The sequence below is a fragment of the Klebsiella terrigena genome (assembly GCF_012029655.1).
GTDB lineage: Bacteria > Pseudomonadota > Gammaproteobacteria > Enterobacterales > Enterobacteriaceae > Klebsiella > Klebsiella terrigena.
Genome location: NZ_CP050508.1, coordinates 1,985,673 through 1,999,731, shown reverse-complemented (window position 1 = coordinate 1,999,731; position 14,059 = coordinate 1,985,673). Strand labels below are relative to the sequence as shown.

Sequence of the window (14,059 nt, the reverse complement as noted above, 5' to 3'; positions counted from 1 at the left end):
AACAGGGTTAAGATACAGACCTTTCATTGCCGGCCAACTCAATTCTGTTTCGCCCGTTTTCCTTTGCCCGGTAGAGCGCCATGTCGGTTTATTTCATTAACGACTGCTGGCTTTCCCCAACTTTCAGGAAAGCAACCCCGATACTGACGGAGATACCCTGACCATCATCCAGTCTGATGTTCCGTGCATTCCTGCAGATGGATTCTGCATAGCGAATCACCTCATACCGGGAAAGCCCCTCGCCGATTACCGCAAACTCCTCTCCACCGATACGGAAAACTTTCAGTGCAGACCCACTGATACCCGCCAGCTGTCCGCCGAATCTGGACAAAACACCATCACCGGCATCATGCCCCCACCGGTCATTGATGTGCTTGAAAAAATCAATATCGATGATCATCATGGACAGCTGTGTACTGGTCGTGCTGCTGAGGGTTTCCACAAAATAACGCCGATTCGGAAGCCGGGTGAGTTCATCATGCAGGGCGCTGGTCTGCACCACGGAAAAACGTGAATTCATCCGCATGATGATGCAATAGACGCTAATAACGGTGAGAAGCATTCCGGACAGCTTTAACAAATCTTCGCAGAAGTAGCCCACCCATCGCGGTTGACTGACTATTTCATCCATCACATCGAATGCGCCTGCAGCGATCCAGAGTATGAGGCCGTTAATCGCTCCGCTCAGGGGACCTCCGTCAACGAAAACACAGGCAACATTCCACAAGGTAAAAATCAGGAGCAGCAGGAAGAAGAGATCAATGTATAACCCCGGACTGGACATGATTTCACGGAAGGTGCCCAGTGGGGAACCTGCGCTGATGGCCACAATGGCAGCAGTGGTGAGTGCCATGCAGGCCCGGAGGATAACCGCCACCCTGAAGCGAAGGGATGAAGACTGCAGCATATTGAATTTCCGTAGTGGTGGATGACTTTTAAAACCAGAACCCATAGAGACGGTGTTTTCGTGTGTCAGTTGACGCACCACACCGCACAGGCACGCTGCGATCGTGAAGGTTGTCAGGTAAAACAGGTAACTCAAAAGTACCTCTGTCAGATAAAGGCGTAAACCCATGAATACCGAAATATTGCCACACCCGAACAACCTCTTAAGTTATCAGAATGGGTAACAAAGGAAGTCGGTTCCCTCCGCCTTCTTACCGGGTTTAAACTCGCAGCACAAAGACGACAATCACTCCCTCTAAATTAATGAATCCACCTAATAAACCCAAGCGAATTACCACACCCGATCAAATAAATCACTCTGCGTTATGCTTTTCCGACTCAACAGCTGAAGGATAACCTCATGCAAACGGTAAAACTGAACAACGGTATCGACATGCCCCTACTGGGCTTTGGTGTTTTTCAGATGACGGATGTCGCCGAATGCGAGCGCGCCATTACGGATGCCATCAATACGGTTTATCGCCTGATTGATACCGCGGCCTCCTACCTGAACTAAACCCAAGTTGGCAACGCGTTGTGTGTTCAACGAGTCGATGCAACGCTAACTTAACTAATGGGACGCATTGAGTGAGAAGCGGACATTTTTAAGTAAGAACAAACAGTGCCTGTTATTATTTTTTGGCAAGCAGGCAGATAGCTTCTTTTTCGAGGACAGACTTAACGCAACCATAACGTACGGCATTCAGCATGGCTTTGCCCATTTCTTTAGTGGTAACAATGCTGTCGGGAAAGAGGCGTTTTAATAGAGGAAAGAATGGTGACAGTATGGTGTAAAAAACCCTGTAAACTGTAGTCTTGGAGCGAATACCGTCAAGAGGCCATATTACTGCAGGACGAAACATCTGTGCCGAAGTGAAGCCAAGCCTGAGCAGGCTATTTTCTGTTTTACCCTTAACTCTTGCCCACATGCTTTTTACCTCTTCAGAGCTGTCTGTCCCTGCCCCCGAGACATAGATAAAGGTTATATCCGGATCTAACTGTACCAGGTGTGAGGCAACATCAAGTGTCAGTTTAAAAGTAATACGACCGTATTCTTCCTCTGGCAGACCGGATGCGCTCACGCCCAGACAAAAAAAACAGGCATCCCATTTCTCCGCTGCATTTAAGTCAGCCAGCGGTGCGATTACGTCATCTGTAACTACCTGATTAAGGCGGTTATGGCATTCAGGCAATGGTGAACGAACGATAACGGTTACAGTTTCGACATCTTTTGCTTCCATGCACTCGCGCAATACGCCCTGGCCGACCATCCCGGATGCGCCAAAGATTAAAACTCTCATTATCCAGCCTCTGGTGTCTGCTTTGTATGAATCCTGATCTCCTCCCTGAAAACAGTGCCAGCCTAAACTAAAGTATCCGGTCTTTCTTTCATCTCACTGAGAGGCATATCAACCATGAAAAAGACCCGTTATACCGAAGAACAGATAGCATTCGCCCTTAAACAGGCCGAAACAGGCACTCGGGTGGAGGAAGTGTGCAGAAAGATGGGTATTTCTGAAGCCACTTTTTATAACTGGAAGAAAAAATTTGGCGGTATGGGCGTAACAGAACTGCGCCGTTTGCGGCAGCTTGAGGACGAAAACCAACGGCTTAAGCGTCTGGTGGCGGACCTCAGTCTGGATAAGGAAATGCTCCAGGATGTCATTCGAAAAAAGTTCTGAGGCCCATTCAGAAGCGTGAAGCGGTGACTTACCTGCTGGACGCCTATCGTATCGGGCTGCGTCGTGGTTGCCGTTTAATGATGCAGAGTCGCACGGTATACCTCTATCGCAGTTGTCGTGATGACAGGGCCCTGACTCACCGGATAAGAGAAATTGCGGAGACACGGATCCGCTATGGTTGCCCGCGCATTCATATTCTTTTGCGCAGGGAAGGCTGGTTAGTCAACCACAAGAAAACCCACCGAATTTACTGCCAGGAAGGACTGAATCTGCGAGCAAAACGCCCACTCAGGCATGTTACAGCCAGGCACCGACACGCCCGTCCAGAAGTGACCGCATTAGATCCGTGCTGGAGCATGGACTTTGTTGCTGATAATCTGTTCAACGGGCGTCGGATACGTGCCCTAACTGTAGTGGATAATTTTAGTCGTGAATGCCTGGCGATCGAAGTTGGTCAGGGGCTGCGTGGAGAGGATGTGGTGGCTGTTATGGAGCGCCTGAAACAAATGCAGCACCGTATACCACACCGGTTGCAGACGGATAATGGCAGCGAATTTATCTCTAAAGCGCTTGACCGATGGGCATACGAAAATAAGGTGACAATGGACTTCTCACGGCCCGGCAGACCGACAGATAATGCTCTGGTCGAGTCATTCAACGGGAGCCTGCGCGATGAGTGTTTGAATGTGCACTGGTTCCTGTCACTGGAAGATGCTCAGGAGAAGATCGAGCACTGGCGGCAGGAATATAACCAGTACCGGCCACATTCCTCATTAAATAACCAGACTCCGGAAGAATTTGTCCGAAGCCTGCAAACAGACCCGGATCTGTGATTTATCCTGGCATCAATATTGAGAAGGGATCAAAATCCATAAAGCTCAAAAAGTGGATGGAGCTAAAACGGGTCTACTTAAAAGCATAGTTGTCGCAAACGCCAGCCCAGTCAGGCGTAAGTTCATGGATATCTCCCTGTTTTTGATCGTCGGTCCTGATTAAGGAACCTGCTGATTAATCTCAATGCTGACCTGACCGTTGCCGGAAAAATCAGTCAGCGGACTGTCGCCGTACCAGTCACCTGAGGCTGGCGTTGCCAGACCATTTTGTGAAATACGAACGCGTACTTTTAATTGATGCAGCGAAGAAAGCAAGCGTTCCGGCATCATTGCGTTACTGTCATCGACGGTGATCGCCAGCGGGAAGCGGCTCAGCGGCAGCTTTTTCACCGCAACCGGCACCGGACTGCTGCCATCTGTCACGGAAATAAAGACCGTACCATTCTGCGGAAGTTTCACCTGAGCCTCAGCAGAAAGCGTGACATTGACCGCCAGTTTAACCTGATCCAGCCCCGCTTTTTGTTTTGCCTGCGCAATGCTGGCGTTGACCATTTCCAGGCGTTTGTCACCGGCTGGCAGGATTTTCTGCATAACTTCCCACGCGCCAATGGCTTGCGGGTAGTGTCCCTGTTCATATTCATTATAGGCCAGCAGACTTAATACACGCAGATCACCCTGAGATTTTTCCAGCATACTGCGCAAAAGGTTGCCGCCGGTAAGGTTATCCTGCGGATCGGACGAACGGGTTAACACTTCGGCATAACCGAGTTTGACTGACATATCATCCGGCGCGAGCTGATAAGCGTGGGCATAAGCCTGCGTGGCGGTGGCGGCATTATTGAGCGCCATCCCTACACGGCCAAGCATCGCCCAGTCCTGGATATTATGCGGATTTGCCTGCAAATCGGTACGCAATCCGAGCCCTAAATCCTGCACGTCGGTGGCAGTCAGCGGCGCGCCGTGGTCATCAGCAATGCGATGGCGTAAATCGGGCATACGCTGCATGACCTGATTCCACGCACTCACCTGCCCCAGACCACCGGCGTACAGATACAAACCCAGCGTGATGAGCACCAGCAAAATAGCACCGGGCACCAGCGTCCAGCGACCAATCGGCTGAATGGCGGCGGGCACCTGACCCGCCGGAATATCGGTCAGTAAGTTTTCCTGCAATTCCTGAATATGCGCCGGACGTTCGTCCACCACGCCCTGCTCTTCGTCTTCTTCCAGCTCAGTCAAACGGTGATGATAAAACGCTTTATTCAGCGCATCGCGGGAAGTGTGTTCCGCGCGGTCGCCACGAATAACCGGCACGATAAACAGCGCCAGTGCGATAACCAGCATCACTACAATGCACAGCCAAAAAATGCTCATGATCCTTTCCTGTCGCTGTCTTTAAGTAACTGCGCCAGGCGCTGTCTCTCTTGTTCTGACATTGATGTGGCCGTGTTTTCAGTGCGCGCAGCACCCCGGCGGGAACGCATAAAAATCATGCCTGCGCCGATAACAATGACCAGCACCGGCCCGAGCCACAAAATAAAGGTAGAGGGCGTGACCGGCGGTTCGTAAGTCACGAAATTGCCATAACGCGCCACCATATACGCGACGATTTGCTGTCTGTCCTGCCCTTCATTAAGCAACTGAAACACCTTGGTACGCATATCGGCGGCGATAATCGAATCCGACGCGGCAATATTGGTGTTCTGACATTTCGGGCAACGCAACTGCGCCGTGATCTCCCGGTAAGCCTGTTCCTGTTCCGGCGATTTGAACTGATACGTGTCGATGGAGGCGAACGCGCTGACACTCAGCAGCATGCCCAGCAACAACGCAGGCAGCGATGAAATCAGCCTCATACATTGCCTCCGTATTTTTTGTACAGCGGCAGAACTTCGGTCTGCCAGACTTTTTCATTTAAGTCACCGGCATGGCGATAGCGGATAATGCCCTGTCCGTCGATCAGGAAGGTTTCCGGCGCGCCATAAACACCCAGATCTAACCCCAGCATGCCGTCGCCGTCGTAAAGACTCAGCATGTAAGGATTGCCCAGCGTGTTCAGCCAGTTGACCGCTTTCTGCCGGTCGTCTTTGTAGTTCAGGCCGACCACACGGACACCTTTCGCCGCCAGCGTATTGAGATAATCATGTTCGGCGCGGCAGGTCGGACACCACGTCGCCCAGACGTTGAGCAGCATCGGTTTGCCATCGCGCAGCACCGACTGATCGTAGGTTTTGCCCGCCTGCGCCAGCGATTCCAGTTTGAACACCGGCACCGGTTTGCCAATCAGGGCTGATTCCAGCAGCGTCGGATCATCGCCGTTGGCATTGCGGGTCAGTTGCACCAGAAAAGCCGCAGCCAGCGCCAGGAACAAAATCAGCGGAATAAAGAGGAGTTTACGGTTCATGCTTCTTCAGCCTCCGTCAGACCTTGCTTCTTAAGCTTTTTACTCATGCGATAACGCGGGTCGAGAATACACAGCACGCCACCGGCCGCCATAAACAGGCCACCGAGCCAGATCCAGCGGACGAACGGTTTGTAGTACAAACGCACCGCCCACGAGCCATCGTCCATCTCTTCGCCGAGCGCCGCATACAGGTCACGCGCCAGATTGCCGTCGATGGCCGCTTCGGTCATCATGCTGCGTGCCACGCTGTAGAAGCGTTTTTCGGCGTGCAGCGTGGTGACTTGCTTGCCGTTCTGCGTCACATCAATATTCGCCTCACCGCCGGTATAGTTCGGGCCGGTGATGTCGCGAACGTCGCGGAAGATAAAGTGATAATCATGAATATCCACGGTATCGCCGGACTTCATGCGCACATCACGTTCAACGCTGTAATTCTGGCTAAACGCGATGCCGATCACCGTCACCGCCACGCCGAGATGGCCGAGCACCATGCCCCAGTGACTGCGTGAAAGTTTGGTCAGACCGCGCCAGAATGAATGACGATGGGTGGCGCGTTCGTGCAGTTCCATCAGCGTCAGTACAATCACCCACACCGACATCAGCATCCCCACCACGGTCATACCGACGATTTTATCCTGCAACAACCACGGCAGAAGAATCGACAAGACCAGCGTGACGACCAGCGCCACGCCCAGACGACGCCACAGTTTACTGGGCTCATCACGACGCCAGCGCACCAGTGGTCCGATGCCTAACAACAGCGCCAGCGGCGCCATCAGCCAGGTAAACATCGTATTAAAGAAGGGTTCACCGATAGAAATACTGCCCAGCCCGAGTTGTTTGTGGATAAGCGGCAGCAGCGTACCGAGCAGCACCACCAGCATCGCCGCCACCAGCAATACGTTATTGCCCAGCAAATAACTTTCGCGGGAGTGCAGTTCATGACGGCTTGGTGCGCGCACCGAGTTACCTTTAAAGGCGTACAGCAGCAGCGAACCACCGATCACAATCACTAAGTAAGCCAGGATAAACATGCCGCGCGCCGGATCTGAGGCAAACGAGTGAACCGAAACCAGCACGCCGGAACGCACCAGGAAAGTCCCGAGCAGACACAGCGAGAACGCAGTGATGGCCAGCAGCACCGTCCAGGCTTTGAACGTCCCGCGTTTTTCGGTGACGGCGAGCGAGTGGATCAGCGCCGTACCCGCCAGCCACGGCATAAAGGAGGCGTTTTCAACCGGATCCCAGAACCACCAGCCGCCCCAGCCTAATTCGTAATATGCCCACGCCGATCCGAGCACGATACCGATGGTCAGGAACACCCAGGCGGCTTGTGTCCACGGACGCGACCAGCGCGCCCACGCGGTATCCAGACGCCCTGCCATCAGCGAAGCAATCGCGAAAGCAAAGGCCACAGAGAAACCGACATACCCCATGTACAGCAATGGCGGATGGAATATCAGGCCGATGTCCTGTAACACCGGATTCAGGTCGCTGCCGTCCACCGGGAAATTCGGCAACGAGCGGATGAACGGGTTGGATGTCAGCAGAATAAACAGCAGGAAACCGCCGGTGATCATGCCCATCACCGCCAGCACGCGCGACACCGCATCCTGCGGCATACGGCGGCTGAACAGCGCCACGGCAAGCGTCCAGCAACTGAGTAATAACACCCACAGCAGCAGCGAACCTTCGTGCGCTCCCCACGTCGCCGCCACGCGGTAATACACCGGCAGGTGGGTGTTGGAATTATTAGCAACATAGGCGACGGTGAAATCATTCACCACAAACGCATGCACCAGAATAATGAACGCCAGCGCGATGCAGGCAAACATGCCGTAAGACAACGGGCGCGCCATCGCCATCATCCGGCCGTCCTGGCGTGCGGCGCCCCACTGCGGATAAATACTCAGCAATACCGCCAGCCCTAATGCCAGACAGAGTGCAAATGTTCCCAGTTCCGGCATCATGAGCGGTCGTTTCCTTTATCGTTACCCACGTAGGCCGAAGCCGGTCCTGTGTGGTTTTCTTTCATGGCGTCGGCAACTTCCGGCGGCACATATTTTTCGTCGTGTTTTGCCAGAACCTGAATGGCATTCACCACATTCCCCGGTTCCATCACACCCTGCGCCACCAAGCCCTGCCCTTCACGGAACAGGTCGGGAAGGATGCCGTTGTAGGTCACGGCAATCGCGCCACGCGCATCATAAATTTTAAAGCTCACCTGCAAACTTTTCGGGTCACGTTTCACGGAGCCGGGCATCACCATGCCGCCGATACGCAGGCGCTGGCCCACCGTCGGCAGTTCGTGGTCCTCGCCTTTGCCCTGCAGGATTTCACCGGGTGTATAGAACAAATCAATATTCGAGCGTAGCGCGTACATCACCAGTGAAATGCTCAGACCAAGGCCGATCAGCACCCCCAGCGCCAGCGACAGCCGCTTTTTACGACGTGGATTCACAATAACTTCTCCGGGGATGCGTCCGGTTCCAGCGGTGACGTCTGTGCGCCTGGCTGTTTTTTAGACTGAGACTGACTGATGCGTTTTTCGCGTGCCTGACGACGACGGACTTCGCCGAGGATCTGCCGGTGCTGAATCAGGGTATGTGCGACCAGCACAATCAGCGAGAGCAGCGTTGCAGCGACCGACAGCCAGACATAAAAGGCGTAACCGCCCATCGCAAAGAAATCATGCCAGCTTGAGAATGCAGGACTCATCCGCGACGCTCCTTATTCACAAGACCGGCCACCCACGGGCGCAGACGTTCCTGCACCAAAATCAGGTTACGTAAACGCATCAGCGTCAGGGTAATAAAGAAGAACAGGTAACCGAAAATCGCCCAGCGCAGCGGATAACGCATGCTCGGGTCGATGGTTTGTTGCATGTTGGTGGAACCCTGATGCAGCGTATTCCACCACTGCACGGAGTAATGGATGATGGGAATATTCACCACGCCGACCAGCACCAGAATACCGGCGGCACGCCCGGCCAGGCGCCGGTCGTCAAAGGCGTTGTACAGCGCTATTACACCGAGATACAGAAACAGTAACACCAGTTCGGAGGTCAGACGCGCGTCCCACACCCACCAGGTGCCCCACATCGGTTTGCCCCATGCTGAGCCGGTGACCAGCGCGATAAAGGTGAAAACAGCGCCGACCAGTGCCATTGCCGCCACCGCCAGATCGGACATTTTCATCTGCCACACCAGGCCGATAAATGCCGCAATCGCCATCCCGCTGTAAATCCCCATCGACCAGATGGCCGCCGGGACATGAATATACATAATCCGGTAACTGTTACCTTGCTGGTAATCCGGCGGTGCATAGCCAAAACCCCATACCCAGCCAATCAGCAGGCAGGCAAGCCCCACAATCCCGAACCAGGGAATGAACCGGCCACAGACGTGGTAAAGCCGTTCAGGCCTTGCGAGTTGATGTAACCATTTCTGCATTATTGTCGGTATCCACTGTAAATAGTAGCCTGCAGGATGGATATTGAAATATTAACCTTTAAGGCTAAAGTCGCTTACTTTCGTTCAGTCAAAGCTAAGCTCTTTGATTGAGGGAAATCAAAAGCACCCCAAGTCAGGAAAAATGGATTTTCAATCACCCCTTTGTGGGAAGTCCGAGTCGACGACGCAACTCCGGCGCAGTCAAATGAACACGCCAGCCAGGCCCGCCAGGCTGGAATGCAACCGCCGACGCCAGATCCCCGACGACCACAGGGTCACACCCTGTATCGCGCACAAGATCCACCGCGACCTGTATAGCCTGAGCATCGTCACTGGATATCGGCATACCAATCCTACCACCTGCCCGAGTTCCAGAAGATTCCACGATGTAGGCATCAACGCAACTGAAAGCACGTACCAGGCGAGCATCTGGCAGATACTTGGCGACCGTTTGAGCCACACCATTCTCCCTGGCTTCGCGATACAGATCGCTGCTGCTTTCCCCCCACGGATTAGTCGAATCCAACACAATCTTGCCCTTATATGAACTGTGCAAATCTCGCCCTACTTGCGGCAGCGCCTCGAAAGGCACTGCAAGCAGCAAGATGGATCCGAACTCCGCCGCTTGAGCGGGTAAACCTACAGAGGCACGAGGGCCAAGTTCGCGGACCATCGACTCAAGCTCCTCAGGATGACGCGACGAGAACATGACCTCATGGCCTGCTTTGATCCAGAGACGGCCCACTGTCCCGCCCAGTGAACCTGAGCCGATCACACCAATCCGGGTCGGCGACCCGGCGCGAGCAATGTGAGGAAGTATCCACGGAACAGTGACCATTACGCCGAGTGATTTTAGTATTGAACGTCGGGAGAATGTCATTTGAGTGTCCTCTTTGTCAGTGGTGATTTAGACCCTGCACACAGCAGTGGCTTAACCTCGCCGGACGACACCGCCAGCGTTTCTTGCCGCTGGTGCGAACGGCCCAGCCAAATGCTCAATACCAGCCAGAAGACCGATAAGGGCACAGCGATCACAGCCATTTGCGTCAGCCCTAATCCCAGACCCATTAGACCGGCATAGCCCCAGCTCGCGACCTGGTCTCCCCCGCGATATACGACAGTGTCGATGAAATTTTTCGCCTTGTAGCGATCTTCACGAACACTGGAAGTAAACAGGATTTCGCGCGCCGGTCTCGCCAGTGCGAAGTTAGCGGCTCTTCGCCCGACCTGAGCAATGACCAGCACCGTCGTAGTCGGGCTTGCTGCCAAGGCTGCAAAACCCGCCACGCTAATCACGGGTAGGATACACAGCGTTACCGCTACGCCCAGATAGCCGATCAGCCTGCCGGTCACGAACAACTGCAGGGCTAGCGTCATGGCGTTGACCATAAGGTCAATATTGGCGAAAAAAGCCATTCTTGCTGCGCGATCAGAAAAGTATTCCTGAGCAATGTTTGCCTGCTGGAAATACAGAAATGTCGAGGTTAGGGAATACAACAGGATGAATAGTGCAAGACCGGCCAGGTATGGAGAACGAATGGTGTGGATTAACCCAGTAAAAATGCCTCCGCCCAGCGGTTTGCTCGTATCGCCGTCACGAGCAGGATGTTCGAAGAACTTTGCAACGAATGTCAGTCTGCGCGAGGCCAGCACAGCCACTTCCAAAAACACGATGGCGAAGGCAATAAGCCAAGAGCGACCAATATTCTCGACAAGCACAGAGGTGAGCGCAGAACCCAGAAGTCCTCCCACTGTTGCGCCGGCTGCCAGCAGACCAAAGAGCCGTTTACCCTGCTCGCTGTCGAAGATATCGACGATAAAAGACCAGAACACAGAAACGACGAAGAGGTTGAAGACAGAGACCCAAATGAAGAAGGCACGCCCCACCCACACCTGCCAATCCGGTCCGGCAAAGTGCAACAGCAGTGCAAACACGACCAGGTTCACCGCGAAGAATCGGTAGGTCAAGGCAATAAATTGCCTGCGAGGCAGATTGCGTACTGCCAGCGCGAACAGCGGGCTGACCACCAGCATCACAATCAGCGTTCCGGTAAAAAGCCACGGGAGGTTAGCAACGCCACTTGCCACGCCCAGCTCATCCCTGATAGGACGCAGAACGTAGTAAGCCAGGAAGAGCGCAATGACGTATAGCAGCGACCACACGACCGCAGGCGCCTCATCGTTCTGCACACCCGTCAGGCGTTGCAGCCGGATCGACAACTGCCGATTTACCCCTCCCCCTGTCATACAGGAAACGCCTTGTTCAGTTGCGCAAGATCCTGCGCATCCAGCGATATCGACATGGCACGCGCGTTCTCGCGGATGTGATTGACCGAGCCAGATTCAGGGATCGCGATCGTTATTCCGTTGCGCAGTGTCCAGGCGATGGCGACGGCAGCCGGGCTCACACCATGCTTGCCGGCGACTTCCGCCAATACAGGATCCCTAAGCAGAACTCCGCCCGTGCCCAGGGGCGAATACGCCATGAGCGGAACCCCGTGATCGCGGCTCCAGGGAATGAGGTCACGCTCAATCCCGCGCTCGGACAAATTATAGAGCACCTGGTTGACGGCGCAGGACTTGCCTGACTCAACTCGGAACAGTTCTTCCATATCATTGACGCCAAAACTCGATACGCCCCATCGGCGAATGTGGCCTTCCCTTTTAAGCGTTTCGAAAGTGTCCACAACCAGCTCCAGGTCTCTCACCTGACCACGCCAGTGCAGCAGATAAAGATCCAGGTAGTCAGTGCCGAGGTTGCGCAGGCTGCGCGTGCAGGCCTCCACGATCCCCGCTCGCGTGGTGGCATTGGAAGGCAGCACCTTGGAAACCAGAAATACGTCTGCGCGTCGACCGCCGATGACCCGGCCAATCATTTGCTCCGAAGCACCGTTGCCATACATCTCAGCGGTATCGATGAGCGTCATCCCGAGCGAAAGCCCGAGACGCATGGCTTCCTCTTCCTGGAGCACAGGACGTCGCCCCTGGGCAAGACGCCACGATCCCATGCCCAGAGCTGGAGCAAAGCTTCCATCCGGCAGGCGAACAGTACGCAATGCCTGAGTGCGGGTACCAGGTAATTCCTGCGCCATGGCCAGCTTACCGGCAAGCATGGTTGCAGCTCCCAGCAACGTGAATTGACGTCGTGTCATCGATTTAAGATTCATGATCGTTTGTTACCTTTTGGGCAGCGTCAGACCTAACGGCCTCCCACCATGGAGTAAATACCTGTGCCTGGCCATCGAGATACGCAGGCTGACCTATCTCTGGTGTCCAGAGGGTGTAACTGCGCCCACGGCTGGCCGTGACAATGCGTTTGAAGGGATCGTCCCAATCGTGTGGCGCGATGGAGAACCGCCCAACGTGCCCAGGCATGAGGACATGCGCCCGCAGATCCTCGGCTGCCTGGGCGGCCTGTTCAGGATTCATGTGGACATTAGCCCATCGCGGGTCGTACTGGCCGGTGTCGAGCGTGACCCAGTCAAACGGGCCATAGCGCCTTGCTATCTCGGCGAAGTGCGGCGCATACCCTGAGTCCCCGCTGAAGAAGAGCCGATGCTGCTTGGATACCAATGCGAACCCCGCCCACAGGGATTTGTCCTTGGTGAAAGTACGTCCCGAGAAGTGTCGAGCAGGGGTGACGTGGATTTGCAGGTCGGGTGCCCGCCCGATGGTTTCGTACCAGTCGGCCTCTTGCACGCGCCGCATGTCGTAACCCCATGCTTCAAAATGCGCGCCTACCCCAAGAGGGGCCACCACTTGCCTGACCTTCGGCTGCAAGGCAAGAATGCTCGGATAATCCAAATGGTCGTAGTGGTCGTGGCTGATCAGCAGGAAGTCAATCTCCGGCATGTCATCTGCCGTATAAACACTGGAACCCTCAAAGGCCACGTTTGTCATTGGCACGGGCGATGCGTTAGTGCTGAAAACCGGGTCGATCAGGATACGTCGCCCCGCCAGTTGTACGTAGAAAGAAGAGTGGCCGAGCCATATCACCAGGTCCTGAGAGACGTCCAGCGCGTTAAGATCGGTTTTGACGATCGGTATCGCGCCGGGCGGAGTCGGTTGCCCCGTACTGGTAAAGGCATTGTTCAGCATAAGCGATACCTGCGACTCGTCCGTGGTCAACATCGGCGTGTCTATCTGGTTGCTGAACGTGCCCCCGGATTGATTCGACGAATGCTCTATACGGGCAAGTCTATCGCCGTGCGGCAGTGCACCAAACAGGGGGTGCTGCAGGTACACCACGATACATAGCGCACTGAGCACGACGAGGATTGTGATAATTTTGGCGAGACGGAAGATCATTTCGTCGACTCCTGCGGCAGTTCATGAGCGAAGGCACCGGCATGGAAAACCGTCGCACCGTCGCTGGTCATCGAATCAAGGCCGTTCGTGTCAGGACGGAGCTTCAGGCTGGTCGATTGCAGGTTACCGTTGCGATCAAAGATTGCCCCCTCAAAAATAAAACCTTCGTTAGAGGCCGTGAACCAGGGATTTGCCAGCACTGTTTGAAGGTTCCTCTCTGACTGTGGGATCGGTTCCGCCCCCTGAGTTTGAGCATCATAGGCTAGGTTTACAGGGGCAGTCGGCTGTGAAGCAGGGGCTGCCATGGCGGTATCTGCTATAGTAACAAGACATATAATCCCGATAATTGCCTGCGCACTTCTGGTCAGCATGGCACCCACACGCCAATACATAGCCAGAGCTGAGTGCTTTTTGAAATCGTAAGTCATATGCATG

The 14,059-nt window shown here is 54.4% G+C and carries 15 protein-coding genes and 1 pseudogene; 2 read left to right on the top strand and 14 right to left on the bottom strand.

All coding sequences use genetic code 11. The features are described 5' to 3' along the window. Positions 1-88 precede the first annotated feature (88 nt). Complete coding sequence (locus HCK03_RS09360) at positions 89-1,042, bottom strand: GGDEF domain-containing protein (protein ID WP_228283771.1); 954 nt, start codon at positions 1,040-1,042, stop codon at positions 89-91. A gap of 264 nt (positions 1,043-1,306) precedes the next feature. Here HCK03_RS09360 and HCK03_RS09355 point away from each other — a divergent pair. Beyond that, a pseudogene (locus HCK03_RS09355) lies at positions 1,307-1,459 on the top strand (aldo/keto reductase); the annotation flags it as partial. 118 nt (positions 1,460-1,577) lie between these two features. Here HCK03_RS09355 and HCK03_RS09350 read toward each other — a convergent pair. Then, entirely contained in the window at positions 1,578-2,246 is a 669-nt protein-coding gene (locus HCK03_RS09350; protein ID WP_167691471.1) for an NAD-dependent epimerase/dehydratase family protein, read from the bottom strand. Positions 2,247-2,360: 114 nt separating this feature from the next. On the opposite strand from HCK03_RS09350, the gene HCK03_RS09345 reads away from it, so the two are divergent. Beyond that, a protein-coding gene (locus tag HCK03_RS09345) for an IS3 family transposase (protein ID WP_167691470.1) occupies positions 2,361-3,460 on the top strand; the annotation gives its coding sequence in 2 pieces (ribosomal slippage) (positions 2,361-2,622 and positions 2,622-3,460; 1,101 coding nt in all). A gap of 159 nt (positions 3,461-3,619) precedes the next feature. Here the strand turns inward: HCK03_RS09345 and ccmI are convergent. The 12 genes from ccmI to HCK03_RS26230 form a co-directional block, all read right to left on the bottom strand. Beyond that, entirely contained in the window at positions 3,620-4,834 is a 1,215-nt protein-coding gene (ccmI, locus tag HCK03_RS09340; RefSeq protein WP_167691469.1) for a c-type cytochrome biogenesis protein CcmI, read from the bottom strand. Continuing rightward, the gene (locus tag HCK03_RS09335) at positions 4,831-5,316 is read right to left on the bottom strand and encodes a cytochrome c-type biogenesis protein (protein ID WP_167691468.1); all 486 of its coding nucleotides are present in this window, start codon (positions 5,314-5,316) and stop codon (positions 4,831-4,833) included. Before HCK03_RS09335 ends, ccmI begins: the two co-directional genes overlap by 4 nt. Beyond that, complete coding sequence (locus HCK03_RS09330; RefSeq protein ID WP_013574528.1) at positions 5,313-5,864, bottom strand: DsbE family thiol:disulfide interchange protein; 552 nt, start codon at positions 5,862-5,864, stop codon at positions 5,313-5,315. Before HCK03_RS09330 ends, HCK03_RS09335 begins: the two co-directional genes overlap by 4 nt. Beyond that, positions 5,861-7,834 carry a heme lyase CcmF/NrfE family subunit gene (locus HCK03_RS09325; RefSeq protein WP_013574527.1) on the bottom strand — a complete coding sequence of 658 codons (1,974 nt, stop codon included), beginning with the start codon at positions 7,832-7,834 and terminating at the stop codon, positions 5,861-5,863. Before HCK03_RS09325 ends, HCK03_RS09330 begins: the two co-directional genes overlap by 4 nt. Further along, positions 7,831-8,325 carry a cytochrome c maturation protein CcmE gene (ccmE, locus tag HCK03_RS09320; RefSeq protein WP_167691467.1) on the bottom strand — a complete coding sequence of 165 codons (495 nt, stop codon included), beginning with the start codon at positions 8,323-8,325 and terminating at the stop codon, positions 7,831-7,833. The genes HCK03_RS09325 and ccmE overlap by 4 nt, the downstream gene beginning before the upstream one ends. Then, the gene (gene ccmD / locus HCK03_RS09315) at positions 8,322-8,582 is read right to left on the bottom strand and encodes a heme exporter protein CcmD (RefSeq protein ID WP_167691466.1); all 261 of its coding nucleotides are present in this window, start codon (positions 8,580-8,582) and stop codon (positions 8,322-8,324) included. Before ccmD ends, ccmE begins: the two co-directional genes overlap by 4 nt. Continuing rightward, positions 8,579-9,316 (bottom strand): heme ABC transporter permease, encoded by a 738-nt coding sequence (locus HCK03_RS09310; RefSeq protein ID WP_167691465.1) that lies wholly within the window; start codon positions 9,314-9,316, stop codon positions 8,579-8,581. Before HCK03_RS09310 ends, ccmD begins: the two co-directional genes overlap by 4 nt. Before the next feature lie 154 nt (positions 9,317-9,470). Beyond that, complete coding sequence (locus tag HCK03_RS09305; protein ID WP_167691464.1) at positions 9,471-10,196, bottom strand: NADPH-dependent F420 reductase; 726 nt, start codon at positions 10,194-10,196, stop codon at positions 9,471-9,473. Further along, complete coding sequence (locus HCK03_RS09300; protein WP_206110942.1) at positions 10,193-11,536, bottom strand: NTP/NDP exchange transporter; 1,344 nt, start codon at positions 11,534-11,536, stop codon at positions 10,193-10,195. The genes HCK03_RS09305 and HCK03_RS09300 overlap by 4 nt, the downstream gene beginning before the upstream one ends. 23 nt (positions 11,537-11,559) lie before the next feature. Then, positions 11,560-12,483 (bottom strand): aldo/keto reductase, encoded by a 924-nt coding sequence (locus tag HCK03_RS09295; protein ID WP_228283770.1) that lies wholly within the window; start codon positions 12,481-12,483, stop codon positions 11,560-11,562. Continuing rightward, positions 12,473-13,624 (bottom strand): MBL fold metallo-hydrolase, encoded by a 1,152-nt coding sequence (locus HCK03_RS09290; protein WP_167691463.1) that lies wholly within the window; start codon positions 13,622-13,624, stop codon positions 12,473-12,475. Before HCK03_RS09290 ends, HCK03_RS09295 begins: the two co-directional genes overlap by 11 nt. After that, positions 13,621-14,058, bottom strand: a complete 438-nt coding sequence (locus tag HCK03_RS26230; protein ID WP_206110941.1) for a hypothetical protein — start codon at positions 14,056-14,058, stop codon at positions 13,621-13,623. Before HCK03_RS26230 ends, HCK03_RS09290 begins: the two co-directional genes overlap by 4 nt. Position 14,059 lies beyond the last annotated feature (1 nt).

Excerpts from the sequence above, each read along its gene's own strand:
- HCK03_RS09330 (WP_013574528.1), bottom strand. The coding sequence starts at position 5,864 with ATGAACCGTAAACTCCTCTTTATTCCGCTGATTTTGTTCCTGGCGCTG.
- HCK03_RS09335 (WP_167691468.1), bottom strand. The coding sequence starts at position 5,316 with ATGAGGCTGATTTCATCGCTGCCTGCGTTGTTGCTGGGCATGCTGCTG.
- HCK03_RS26230 (WP_206110941.1), bottom strand. The coding sequence starts at position 14,058 with ATGCATATGACTTACGATTTCAAAAAGCACTCAGCTCTGGCTATGTAT.
- HCK03_RS09350 (WP_167691471.1), bottom strand. The coding sequence starts at position 2,246 with ATGAGAGTTTTAATCTTTGGCGCATCCGGGATGGTCGGCCAGGGCGTA.
- HCK03_RS09295 (WP_228283770.1), bottom strand. The coding sequence starts at position 12,483 with ATGAATCTTAAATCGATGACACGACGTCAATTCACGTTGCTGGGAGCT.
- HCK03_RS09290 (WP_167691463.1), bottom strand. The coding sequence starts at position 13,624 with ATGATCTTCCGTCTCGCCAAAATTATCACAATCCTCGTCGTGCTCAGT.
- ccmI (WP_167691469.1), bottom strand. The coding sequence starts at position 4,834 with ATGAGCATTTTTTGGCTGTGCATTGTAGTGATGCTGGTTATCGCACTG.
- HCK03_RS09325 (WP_013574527.1), bottom strand. The coding sequence starts at position 7,834 with ATGATGCCGGAACTGGGAACATTTGCACTCTGTCTGGCATTAGGGCTG.
- HCK03_RS09305 (WP_167691464.1), bottom strand. The coding sequence starts at position 10,196 with ATGACATTCTCCCGACGTTCAATACTAAAATCACTCGGCGTAATGGTC.
- ccmD (WP_167691466.1), bottom strand. The coding sequence starts at position 8,582 with ATGAGTCCTGCATTCTCAAGCTGGCATGATTTCTTTGCGATGGGCGGT.
- HCK03_RS09310 (WP_167691465.1), bottom strand. The coding sequence starts at position 9,316 with ATGCAGAAATGGTTACATCAACTCGCAAGGCCTGAACGGCTTTACCAC.